Origin of the sequence: Chlorobaculum tepidum TLS, from assembly GCF_000006985.1 — a bacterium.
GTDB lineage: Bacteria > Bacteroidota > Chlorobiia > Chlorobiales > Chlorobiaceae > Chlorobaculum > Chlorobaculum tepidum.
Genome location: NC_002932.3, coordinates 436,967 through 448,652, shown reverse-complemented (window position 1 = coordinate 448,652; position 11,686 = coordinate 436,967). Strand labels below are relative to the sequence as shown.

The 11,686-nt window shown below is 56.4% G+C and carries 8 protein-coding genes and 1 riboswitch; of the genes, 1 reads left to right on the top strand and 7 read right to left on the bottom strand.

Annotated features, from left to right (window positions below):
• Nucleotides 1–51 precede the first annotated feature (51 nt).
• The 3 genes from AYT24_RS02070 to AYT24_RS02060 form a co-directional block, all read right to left on the bottom strand.
• Entirely contained in the window at nucleotides 52–261 is a 210-nt protein-coding gene (locus AYT24_RS02070; protein WP_010932119.1) for a Flp family type IVb pilin, read from the bottom strand.
• 652 nt (nucleotides 262–913) lie between these two features.
• Nucleotides 914–1,123 (bottom strand): Flp family type IVb pilin, encoded by a 210-nt coding sequence (locus AYT24_RS02065; RefSeq protein WP_010932117.1) that lies wholly within the window; start codon nucleotides 1,121–1,123, stop codon nucleotides 914–916.
• 232 nt (nucleotides 1,124–1,355) lie between these two features.
• Nucleotides 1,356–1,565 carry a Flp family type IVb pilin gene (locus tag AYT24_RS02060; RefSeq protein WP_010932116.1) on the bottom strand — a complete coding sequence of 70 codons (210 nt, stop codon included), beginning with the start codon at nucleotides 1,563–1,565 and terminating at the stop codon, nucleotides 1,356–1,358.
• A gap of 421 nt (nucleotides 1,566–1,986) precedes the next feature.
• Here AYT24_RS02060 and AYT24_RS02055 point away from each other — a divergent pair, with 421 nt between their 5' ends.
• Entirely contained in the window at nucleotides 1,987–2,187 is a 201-nt protein-coding gene (locus AYT24_RS02055) for a transposase (RefSeq protein ID WP_010932115.1), read from the top strand.
• Between the two features lie 132 nt (nucleotides 2,188–2,319).
• Here AYT24_RS02055 and AYT24_RS02050 read toward each other — a convergent pair whose 3' ends face one another.
• The 4 genes from AYT24_RS02050 to AYT24_RS02035 all read right to left on the bottom strand — a co-directional run bounded on the left by AYT24_RS02050 (nucleotide 2,320) and on the right by AYT24_RS02035 (nucleotide 11,684).
• Nucleotides 2,320–4,452, bottom strand: coding sequence for a TonB-dependent receptor plug domain-containing protein (locus tag AYT24_RS02050; protein WP_164926859.1), 2,133 nt, complete (start codon nucleotides 4,450–4,452; stop codon nucleotides 2,320–2,322).
• Between the two features lie 229 nt (nucleotides 4,453–4,681).
• Nucleotides 4,682–4,904, bottom strand: a riboswitch (cobalamin riboswitch).
• 18 nt (nucleotides 4,905–4,922) lie between these two features.
• Entirely contained in the window at nucleotides 4,923–8,675 is a 3,753-nt protein-coding gene (locus AYT24_RS02045; RefSeq protein ID WP_164926858.1) for a cobaltochelatase subunit CobN, read from the bottom strand.
• 19 nt (nucleotides 8,676–8,694) lie between these two features.
• Nucleotides 8,695–9,738 carry an ATP-binding protein gene (locus AYT24_RS02040; RefSeq protein ID WP_010932112.1) on the bottom strand — a complete coding sequence of 348 codons (1,044 nt, stop codon included), beginning with the start codon at nucleotides 9,736–9,738 and terminating at the stop codon, nucleotides 8,695–8,697.
• A complete protein-coding gene (locus tag AYT24_RS02035; RefSeq protein WP_010932111.1) occupies nucleotides 9,735–11,684 on the bottom strand; it encodes a magnesium chelatase subunit D family protein in 1,950 nt (649 codons plus the stop codon). The genes AYT24_RS02040 and AYT24_RS02035 overlap by 4 nt, the downstream gene beginning before the upstream one ends.
• Nucleotides 11,685–11,686: the final 2 nt, after the last annotated feature.

Here is an 11,686-nt window from a genome sequence, read left to right as displayed (position 1 = left end):
GTAAAAGAGTTTTTACGTAGTAAACGCGTCTGTGCCTGGCCGGGCAACCAATTACGTCGTGAGATTGCTACCGACATAGCTGAAGACGGTCTTCAGGTTCGATCCAACAGTCAAAAGAACCGCAATGACCGCCACAGCAATCAAGGCGGCAATCAAGGCATACTCAATCATGGTTACACCTTTTTGCGATTTCACGCCAAAATACTGCTGTAAAAATCCACTTAATACAGCAACCCAGTAATCCACATACATTTTCAGCATGTTTGTTTCCTCCGTTTGTTTTGTTAAAAAGTTTAGTCAACCAGTTAATCGAAATTGTCAGCCTTTTTCCCGCAAACCTCATCGCGGTCAGCGCAACACAAAAAAAAGATTACACGCGCCTCTTGGCTGGCCAGCATGAACCGGTCTTACAGGCGAAGCCTCGAGACAATTCCTGGACACTCATAACAAAAAGTTAAAAAATGACAGCGTAACCTTTAAACGTCAAGCTTTAATACCCAAGGCATTTCCTTCATATATAAGATACACACTCACATATTAAGTAACCAAATTAAACACACCAAAACAAGCAATAAGCAATTTAAGAGCACGAAATAGGCCGGCCGGCGGCGATGGGCTGTTCCACAATGACTACACTGGGCCCTGAAGCCTTGGGGCCGCTCATCCAGCGGGCCGCGATGAAAGCCGTCATCGCACCCAAGGTGAGTGCGATGACAACAAAGATTGGTCGTTTCACTGTTAATCTGTAAAAGAGTTTTTACGTAGTAAACGCGCCTATGCCTGGCCGGGCAACCAATTACGTCGTGAGATTGCTACCGACATAGCTGAAGACGGTCTTCAGGTTCGATCCAACAGTCAAAAGAACCGCAATGACCGCCGTAGTAAACGCGCCTATGCCTGGCCGGGCAACCAATTACGTCGTGAGATTGCTACCGACATAGCTGAAGACGGTCTTCAGGTTCGATCCAACAGTCAAAAGAACCGCAATGACCGCCACAGCAATCAAGGAAGCAATCAAGGCGTACTCAATCATGGTTACACCTTTTTGCGATTTCACGCCAAAATACTGCTGTAAAAATCCACTTAATACAGCAACCCAGTAATCCACATACATTTTCAGCATGTTTGTTTCCTCCGTTTGTTTTGTTAAAAAGTTTAGTCAACCAGTTAATCGAAATTGTCAGCCTTTTTCCCGCAAACCTCATCGCGGTCAGCGCAACACAAAAAAAGATTACACGCGCCTCTTGGCTAGCCAGCATAAACCGGTCTTACAGGCGAAGCCTCGAGACAATTCCTGAGCACTCATAACAAAAAGTTAAAAAATGACAGCGTAACCTTTAAACGTCAAGCTTTAATTACGTCGTGAGATTGCTACCGACATAGCTGAAGACGGTCTGCAGGTTCGATCCAACAGTCAAAAGAACCGCAATGACCGCCACAGCAATCAAGGAAGCAATCAAGGCGTACTCAATCATGGTTACACCTTTTTGCGATTTCACGCCAAAATACTGCTGTAAAAATCCACTTAATACAGCAACATAGTAATCCACATACATTTTCAGCATGTTTGTTTCCTCCGTCTGTTTTGTTAAAAAGTTTAGTCAACCAGTTAATCGAAATTGTCAGTTTTTTCCCGCAAACCTCATCGCGGTCAGCGCAACACAAAAAAAGATTACACGCGCCTCTTGGCTGGCCAGCATGAACCGGTCTTACAGGCGAAGCCTCGAGACAATTCCTGGGCACTCATAACAAAAAGTTAAAAAATGACAGCGTAACCTTTAAACGTCAAGCTTTAATACCCAAGGCATTTCCTTCATATATAAGATACACACTCACATATTAAGTAACCAAATTAAACACACCAAAACAAGCAATAAGCAATTTAAGAGCACTTCATGTGACCGATCGTCAAAAAAATTAAAAGGGTCTGTAAGATAAAGTGTGTAAACGGTCGTAGTTTCCTATCATGTAACAAGGAGCAAAACTATGACCAGAAAGAAAAACAAGACCCCGGACATTCAGGGCGAGCTGATCGGGCAGCTTCTGCGAGAAAGCGGCAGCCCCCAAGCCCTTTTTGACAACGGTGGCCTGTTCGACCAGTTCAAAAAGCGCTTAATCGAAAAGGCACTCGAAGGTGAACTGGATGAACACCTCGGCTATCCCAAGCACACCCCGATCGTCCCATAAAGATGGCGAGCTGTCGCCCTGTTACCAACCTGGCTTACTCAAAACCGCAGACCGTCAGAAGCAGAAGAGGCAGTACCGTCACCAGTACTGCCTTTTTGATGAGATTGAATGCCATCATCTGCTGCGCCCGGCTCAGAAGGTGACGATGTATTTCATGCCGTACCAGCGGCCCGGCATGTTGTAGCCGGTTTTTTCGGCATAGTTTTCATCGAGAAGATTCTTGACCATCAGATCGACGCGGTTCTGAGCGTTGATCTTTATGCCAACCGTCGCATCAAACACTAATGCAGGTTCGTTTTTAATCACTAACACATTCGGTAACCGTCCATACGATCGATAATAGTTGTCTTCATAACTGGTACCCAGATAGCGACCACTGAGTCGCGCACTGAGTAGCCGGAAATCGTCATATTCGATGCCGAATGAACCAAGACCGTCCCGCACATACTTCATTGGACTCGTAACACCACCCATTGTGACATCATTCTCAAATTGATGCGTATAGTTTACGAAGCAGCGTAATGAGTAGCGGTAATCAGCCAAAGCTCCAAAGTCGTAGGACAGCTCGAACTCAAGTCCCCTGATCTTCGCGCTTCCCGCATTGACATAAGTCATGTAAGTCGTGCTGCCATCCGTTCTCTGTACTTGCGTAATAAAATCTTTAAAATCAGTATCATAGTAGGTCACATCGGCCCGCACTCCTTTTTTCGTGTCACTCCAGGTCAGACCGACATCCCACGTTCGGCTTGTTTCCGGCTCCAGATCGGGATTACCCCTGACCGTTCTTCCAAAAGAGTCAACATATTCACCAGCTTTCTGCAACCCCGAAGGCGCGACAAATGCTCGTCCGATACTCGAATGCACTTTCAATTCGGGAACAAAAGAGTACTGGAATGCCAGCGATGGACTGAAAAACCCGTCATGCTCTTTTTCGGTGTTCACATTGGGAACAAGCGGTGTATCAAGCAAACCGAATGTCGTTGCGTCGAATCGGACTCCGGGAGTGACAATCAGGCGATTATCAAGAAAAGAGAGCGCGGCTTGGGTAAACAGGCCAAAATCACTAGTTCTGCTGTCAGCGCTATACGGTCTTTGGGCAACATCCGGTGCACTGTACCGCCTGGTTTTGTACGTCTGGTTATCATAATCCAAACCGCCGGTTATACGGTGGTTGCCCAAAGCAATAACATCCTGCAACTGAAAGCCATACTCCTCAAAATCTCCCAGGTAATACGGGTAGATTTTACTCGGTTTATTCTGTGTAGCTTCGGTTTGCTTGAGATTGTTCGATTCGTCTTTTGACCAGTACGGCATGAATTTGATGCTGTGACGTCCTGCCGTACCGGTAAGCGAAAGATCTGCTGTTTTTCGATACACATCTTTCATACCCTCACCATAGTAGCCCCAGATAGAGCCGGGGGTATGTACGGATGGGGCATTGAAAAACGCACCGCGCAAATCGACTCTGAAATTGTCGTTCAACCGATAACCGACACGCATCATGCCCGAATTGGTCGAGTAGGTACTGTTGTGCATCGTATCAATGTCCCTTTCGAGAATCTGCGGATCGGGATTCGATATGAGCGTATTTTTTCCAACCTTGTAGTCTTCGCCCTGATTGAAGTAGCGGAAACCGATATCGAAATCGAACCGGTCACTGATCGAACCGCCGACGGCGGCATTGCCCTCGAAGGTTTCGAAACTTCCGTAGCCGAGCGAGGCCGTCCCCTTGATCGGGCCACGGGATTTCTTTGTAATAAAGTTGATGGTGCCTCCCATTCCTTTCGATCCATACAATGCCGATGATGGGCCTTTAATCACCTCGACCCGCTCGATCATGTTCATATCTACCGAGGCAAGATTGTACGTACCAAGAGGGCGGCCATCAAGGAGATAGGTAACGTACTGGGGATTGAGATATGAACCGTAATTTGGCACGAAGCCCCTCATCGATACGCCAGAAAGCACGCCCGGATACTCGATCACATCAACACCGGCAGTTTTTTGCAGCAACTCGGTGGCATTATCGGGATCGAGCGCCTCAATATCCTTGCTGGTAATCACCTCGACCTTGCGCGGGATGTTCTTGAGTTTTTCGTCTGTTCTGGTTGAGCTGACGACGATTTCATCGGCTACGTAGTCAGCCGAATCGGTTTTGGCAACTTCTTTTGCGGCAGCGTCCGGACGACAGACTGTCGAGAGCACGGCAAGCAGGCCTGCCATGCGGATGAATGACTTCGAAGGCTTTACAAAATTGCTTTTCATGATTAAACGGATTGTTGTTGGAATGTTTCTTTGTGTGTTGTGCAAGTCATCCACACACGGCCCATCACGGATGTGGCAACCTGCTGATCGTTTTCCGCGTCTCCTGACGATCCTTTTCCGTAAGGAAAAGGGAACGTTCGCTTCTGCCGGACGGAATCTTGTCGCCTCCGCCCGGCCACACGCGGCAATCGCGCTGTTTGTTGTCATGTTCGTATTCGCTCTCTTCCCGGAGCATTTACTGCATTACGGCAGGTCTTCTGACTCTCCCCTCGCTTCCGGCCTTCCCGGTTCGCGGGCGCGAACCAGTGGCCTCATCGGAAGCGATCGTCCGCCGACCCGATTGTGGCCGACGGGAGGATCACAGCAGCGGGCACTGTCCCGGATTTTCACCGGGTTCCCTTTTCATTCCGGCGCCCCACCGGGCACCGGAAACCGTAACTGAATTATTTATTGTCAGTTGCTACTTTTTCTTACTGCTTCTTTTCCGAAGAATCGACGCCAAGACGCCACTCCTGTTTCCAGCGTTCTACGTCTTTACCGGTGAAAATGTCGATGCGGCCTCCCTGGAACGATTCGTCAACATCGCCGATGCGCTCTTCGAGGTCGCCCTCGATGGAGAGCGCCGCCTGCCGCACCGCTTCGAGCAGATCGGGCCGAGCTTCCCAGAGGCCGCGTGCTTCGGCTTCGAGCAGGCGGCGGGTGATCTCTTCGAGCGCATAAGGGTTCTGCTGGCGAATCCACTCGCGGTTCTCGTCGTTCTGCACGAAGGTCTCGACGACACGCTCGAACACCCAGGTCTCGACTTCGCCCGTCGTGGCACTCCATTTGAAGAGGTTGTTGATCCGCGATGCGAACCCCTGCGCACCCTGAAAACCGTGCTCTTTCATCGAAGCGATCCACGACTCGTTGCAGAGCTTGGCCCGGACAGCGCGTTCGGCCTCTTCCCGAAAGTCGCGAATGTCGGGATTGCCGGGGCGGGTGGCGTCGGCCCACCAGGTCTTCGCCGGTTTGCCGGAGAGCACTTGCGCGGCGGCAGCCATTCCCCCGGCGCTGGCCGCGTAGCAGCCGCAGTCGAGCGCGTCGTACTCTTCGGAGGTCTGCTTGATGAAGGAGACTTCGACTTTGGCCAATTGCCTGCTGAACACGCCGTACGCCTTTACGCCGTGGTCGAGCTGCTCGCCGCCATAAGCGTAGCCTGAGTGGTTGATATAGGTTTCGGCCAGATCGCGCCGGTCGTTCCAGGCCGAGGCGTCGAGCGCGAGCGCCACGCCGTTGGCATAGGCGCCGGGTGGCGATGAAAAGACGCGGTAGAGTGACAGGCGCTGCATGAGCGAAGCGTCCATCTGTTCGGCGTGGGACTCCTGCAAAGCGGCAAGCTGTTCGAGCGTGTGCTTGCGCACGAAGTTCATTTCCGGCGACTCCTCTTCAAGGGCGCTGACGGCGGCGACCGCCTTGTCGATCAGCGCAAGGAAGTGCGGCACCATGTCGCGGACGATGCTGCTGGTTTCGATGGTCACGTCGATCCTCGGCCTCGGCATCGAGACGCCGTCGATACTCACCGTCAGCTCGTCGAGCGGGATCACCTCGATACCGTTCACCCTGCCATTCGATTGCCGCACCGGCCTGACCCCCATGAGGGCAAAGATTTGCGAAAGCAGTTCGCCGTCCGATTTGAAGGCATCCGAGCTCCAGAGGCTCATGCCGATGCTTTCGGGAAAGCGCCCCTCCTCTCGATGGAATTTTTGCAGCACCATGTCGGCCATGCCCGAACCGATTGTCCATGCGGTTTCGGTTGGCATGGTCATGATGTCGGCAGCGTAGAAGTTCCTGCCGGTGGGCAGCACGTCGGCCTTGCCAGAAGAGGGGGCGTCGCCGAGACCGGCTTCGATGTAGCGCCCGGAGAGCGCCCGGATGACGTTGGTCAGTTCGTCGCCTGCCCGCCCGATCCCCTCGGCGGTTTTCAGACACCACGCCTTGAGCGCATCCGGCAAGGCCTCGGCAGCGTCGCGGATGGCCTGTTCGCCCTGAGAAGGATCGAGCAGTGCCGCGAACAGTTCGGAGGCTTTCATGAAGTCGTCGCCGCCGAGCCCTGGATGCAGCCCGGCAACCTCGGCCAGGGAGGGATACTCGTCGCCGAGTCGCGGCAGAGCAGCCGTCAGCATGGAGGCGACACCCTCAACCGGCGGAGGCTCGCCGAACCGGTGCATCCCGTCGGGCACCATCGACTGCTTCACCAGACCGATCCTGCGCGAGAGGCGCTCGACCTCGTCGAGCAAGTGAGCCGTGGTAGCATTTTCCGGCAGGAATCGCAAGTTGACAGCCAGCTCGAGCAGCTCCTCCTGCAACGCCTCCATGCGCGCCTTTTCATTGCCATCCACCGTGCGGCGGAATTCATTCAGCAGCTCGTCGAATCGCTGCAATTCCGGCGTCAGGGCCGCAGGGCGATAGACCGGCGTGAGGTGGTCGATGATGACGGCCCGGCCCCGGCGCTTGGCGGTCATCCCCTCGCCGGGCACATCCATGATGTAGGGATAGATGTTCGGCAGATCGCCGAGCGAGATGTCGCTGAAGCAGTTGCCGGAGAGCACGGCCCGCTTGCCGGGCAGATATTCCAGCGCGCCGCTCGTGCCAAAATGGATGACGGCATCGCACTCCTTCTGCACCCAACTGTAAGTGGCCAGCCAGTGGTGCGGCGGCGTGATGTTGGGGTCGTGCAGAATGCGGCACACCTCGCCGTCGCAGCGAGCGCCGTAGCAGCCGCGCTTCGGTTGCGGCATCACGAGCACCTTGCCGAAACGCAAGCCGGTGATGAGCAGCGCCGGTTTGCCATTGACTTCGAGCGCCATCCCCTCGCCCGGAAAGACGCCCCAGTCGGCATCCACACGCTCGCGCACGCCGGCGTCGAGCCCGTCGAACCACTCGCGGTACTCCTCTTCGTGCATTGCGTGCAAGACGCCGCCCTTGCGCATGATCTCGTCGGCGGTCGTCCAGCGGAATTCGAGCAGCGCTTTGCGGTCTTGTATAAGGTCGAGCAGCGCCTTGCCCGACTCCGGCAGCTCGCCCGTGTCGTACCCCTCTTGCTGCATCCGCCGGAGCAGCGAGAGCAGGCTCTCGAAGGTATCGAGACCGGCGGCCATGCCAATGGTGCTCTCGACCCCCTTGCAGGGATTGTTGTGGAGCATAATGGCGATCCTTTTTTCAGCGTTAGACGCATGGCGAAGGCGCGCCCACCGCCTGACGCGCCTGGCGATCATTGCAATCCGGTCATCGATTGGAACGGCGGTTCGAAGCGTAAACGGGTCGCCGGGCTTGCGAATCATTCCTGACACCATGACCGGATCGATGGCGCCAAACATCTCCGGCTGCACCAGTGAGTGGGTCAGGGACATGGCGCTGATGCCGACCGGATCGGCGAGCCACTCTTCAGGCGAGAGCATGAAGTTGCGGAGAAGCTGGATGACCGGAACGTCGAGGGACTGCAGAACATGGCGCTCTTCGGGCGTCGCGAGCAGCCGCCCAAGCAGGAAGTTCAGCACCACATCGGGGCGCAACTCACCGGAGGTGAAAAGGCGATGCCAGGGGTAGCGATTCTCCTGCAACATGGCCGCCTCGCTGTCGAAAAAGACGCAAAACGGCACGATACCCGCTTCAGAAAGCGCCTCGACGAGTGCATCAACATCAGCGTGGTTGGTCTCGGCCAGAAGGTTGTAGTGCATGATAATCCCGGCAACCGGAGCATTTTCACTCCACCGCTCCGTTCCCCGTAACCATGAAGCGTACTCTTCGGCGCTCTCGAAGAAGCGGTCGCTTCCGGGATGATAGATACCGGTCGTGCTGACCACGCGGCAAGGCTCGTGGTCGAGACCGGCAAGGCGGCGCAGGCCGTTCAGGTAGTTCTCTTGTGAGAGCACGCCAAAATAGTCGCGGAGTGTCCGGAGCTCCGCGTCGTCAACCGTGGAGAAGCTCTCCGGCAATCCCGGATGCAGAGCGACCCTTCCGGGGACCTGCATCATCTTCGGAAGCAGCCCCGGCAAACCGGGCGCTTCCGGCGGCACGTTGACCAGCAGCAGGTCGATGGAGCCGTTATCGAGGCGCTCGACAAAAGCCTGCTCTCCGCCGAAGCCGAAAGAGAGCAGCTCGATGCCCTCGTCACGAACCACAGCCGCCAGCTGATGCCAGATGGCCGAACTGTGGATGTTGTTATAATAAGCGATAGTGATCACGTTGGTACGGATTTGACGATTAGTTGGTCGTGCACTTTGACCCCAGCAACGAGCCGACATCCATCACCATGTCCTGCAACGGCTGGCGGCGGATGCGGTGGGGCAGCGCGAGGGCGACGGCGCGGTCGATGTCGTCGCTGCCGACGCAATGACGGCCCTCCCAGGCGGCGATGGTCTTGGCGGTCTTCATGATGATGATGTCGCCGCGATGGCCGTCAACGCCCACTTTGAGGCAGCTTTTGGCAATGCCAAGCAGGTGCTCGCGGCTGATCGTGACGGAGGGATAAAGCTCGCGTGCCGCGACGATGCGTTCAGCAAGCTTCGACGATTCACCCTGCCACTCGCTGCAGAAGCGCTCCTGATCCTGTTCGAAAGCGAAACGGCGCTCCATGACCGTCACGCGATCCTGCGGATCAGCGATGCCGCCGACGTGAACGCAGAGTCCGAAGCGGTCGAGCAACTGCGGACGCAGCTCACCCTCTTCCGGGTTCATGGTGCCAACCAGCGTGAAACGGGCCGGGTGGGAAAAGGAGACCCCTTCGCGCTCGATAGTGTTCACCCCCATCGCCGCCGAGTCGAGCAGCACATCAACCACGTGGTCATCAAGCAGGTTCACCTCATCGACATACAGAATGCCCCGGTGCGCGGCGGCGAGAAGGCCCGGCTCGATGCGCTTTTCGCCCGTCTTGAGCGCATGTTCGAGATCGAGTGTGCCGACCACACGATCCTCGGTCGCGCCCACCGGCAGCTCGACCACCTGCACCTTGTGCATGGTAACCTCGAGGTTGTCCGGATCGGGCATAGCGTGACCCGTCACCGTAAAGCACTCGCGGATCGTTTCGTCATCCTCGTCGGGCGCGAGATTGAAGGGAATTCCGGCAATCACCTCGATCTCCGGCAGAATATCGGCCAGCGCCCGGACGGCGGTCGATTTGGCCGTCCCCTTCTCGCCGCGGATGAGCACGCCGGAGATGGCCGGATTGATGATGTTGAGAATCAGCGCGAGCTTCATCTCTTCCTGACCGACAATGGCCGTAAAGGGATAGGTGTAGTTCTTTTTCATGGCATCATGGTTTTTACGATGGAAACAAGGGTGTCTGCACGCAAGTCGTCGATGCGGTAGTACCAGGCATCGAGCAGACCGGCGATTTTTTTGGCGAGACCAAAAGTGACCAGACCAGGCTCTTCGGTATCGACGACGAGAAAGCGGATTCGCTCCTCGCGGGAAATCTTTTCGGAGATGGTGAACACTTCGTCGAGCGGCTTGCCCTGCCCGATGGCCCGATTCGCTTTGCCGTCGGTGACAAGGATGATAAGCGGTCGTCCGCCCGGCTCTTTGCGGAGATAGTTTTGAGCGATTTCGTACCCCTTGAGCAGACCGGCGGAAAAGGGGGTGCGCCCGCCCACCGGCATCTCCTTGAGCATCCGGGCGGCAAGCTCGATGGAGGAGGTGACCGGCAGATTGACGAACGCCTCATTCTTGCGGAACGAGACCATCGCCAGCTTGTCGCGCTTCTGGTAAGCGTCGAGCAAGAGCGACATGACCGCCCCTTTCGAGGCGGCCATGCGGCCCCGCGCGCCCATCGAACCGCTCGCATCGACCACGAAAATCAGCAGGTTGCCGAGGCGCTTCTCCCTGATCTTTTCGCGGATATCCTCGTTCTGCAACACCACCGCCATGCCGTTGGGGTTTTCACGATGGCGCTGGAACGGCGCGGCGGCCCTGAGCGTGGCGTCGAGCGCTATGTCGTTGTTGCCGCGCGGCATGGTGCTCTTGGTATAGCGCCCCTGCTTCTGCGAAACCCGCGACCGCGAACGCTTTCCGGAGCCGCGCCGCATCTTGCGATCTTTCGGAGTGGCGATGCTGCGAACACGAAAGGACTGGCCGATGCTGAACAGCTCGTCCTGACCTTCGTTATCGGGCCGCTCCTGCTGTTCGGCGGCATCCCTGTTTTCTGGCTGCGACCTCTCTTCATTGCCGGAATCGTCGTTGCCGTCCCGCCTGTCGTCGCCCTCCTGTGGCTGCTGCGGCTCATCGCCACGCTCTTCCGGCTTCTCCTGCCGGGACTGCTCGTCACGCGACTGCTCCTCCTGGCGCTCCGGCTCCTGCGGCTTCTGTTCGGGCGGCGGAACCGGATCGCGGCGGCGATGCACGAGCGCAAAGCCCGCGACCTTCGTGACATCCTCCACCGACACCTCGCGCGACCCGCGCAGAGCGGCGTTGGCCCGCGCCGCCTGCTCGATCACCAGGTCTGCCCGGTGCCCGGCGACATTGCTGTTCCGGCACAGCTCCGAAATGAAGCCGCGCAAATGCGACGGAATCCTGACTGACGGCAGAAGCGACTGCGCATCGGCAATAGTTCGCCCAAGCCGCTCCTCCTCGGCACGATACCTCTCCGAAAACTCTTCAGGCTCACGGTCGAACGCCTCCCTGCGCAACATCAGATCGACGCGAAGCGCTGGATCGGCCTCGCCGCGCACCTCCACGCAGAGTCCGAAACGGTCGAGCAACTGCGGGCGCAGCTCGCCCTCCTCGGGATTCATCGTACCGGCCAGCACGAAAAGGGAGGGATGGCTGAGGGTGATCCCTTCGCGCTCGACGCGGTTCTCGCCGGAGGAAGCCGCATCGAGGACGATATCGACCAGATGGTCATCAAGCAGGTTCACTTCATCGACATACAGAATCCCCTTGTGGGCTTTGGCGAGCAGGCCCGGCTGGAATACGCGCCGCCCCTCCTTCATGGTCTGCTGGAAATCGATGCCTCCGGCCACCATCTCCTCGGTGGCGTTGAGCGGCAGCGTCACGACCACCTCGCCTTCACCACCGCTGCCGTTCCTCGCTGCGGCAAGCAGTGCGCCGAGCGCCCGGACGGCGGTCGATTTGGCCGTGCCCTTCTCGCCGCGCACCAGCACACCGCCAATGCGGGGATTGACGGCATTGAGCAGCAACGCTTTTTTGAGATCCTCCTGGCCGAGAATGGCCGAAAACGGGAAATATTTTCTTTTCATGA

Coding starts and splice junctions, on each gene's coding strand:
- AYT24_RS02070 (WP_010932119.1), bottom strand. CDS start 261: ATGCTGAAAATGTATGTGGATTACTGGGTTGCTGTATTAAGTGGATTT.
- AYT24_RS02065 (WP_010932117.1), bottom strand. CDS start 1,123: ATGCTGAAAATGTATGTGGATTACTGGGTTGCTGTATTAAGTGGATTT.
- AYT24_RS02060 (WP_010932116.1), bottom strand. CDS start 1,565: ATGCTGAAAATGTATGTGGATTACTATGTTGCTGTATTAAGTGGATTT.
- AYT24_RS02055 (WP_010932115.1), top strand. CDS start 1,987: ATGACCAGAAAGAAAAACAAGACCCCGGACATTCAGGGCGAGCTGATC.
- AYT24_RS02050 (WP_164926859.1), bottom strand. CDS start 4,452: ATGAAAAGCAATTTTGTAAAGCCTTCGAAGTCATTCATCCGCATGGCA.
- AYT24_RS02040 (WP_010932112.1), bottom strand. CDS start 9,738: ATGAAAAAGAACTACACCTATCCCTTTACGGCCATTGTCGGTCAGGAA.
- AYT24_RS02035 (WP_010932111.1), bottom strand. CDS start 11,684: ATGAAAAGAAAATATTTCCCGTTTTCGGCCATTCTCGGCCAGGAGGAT.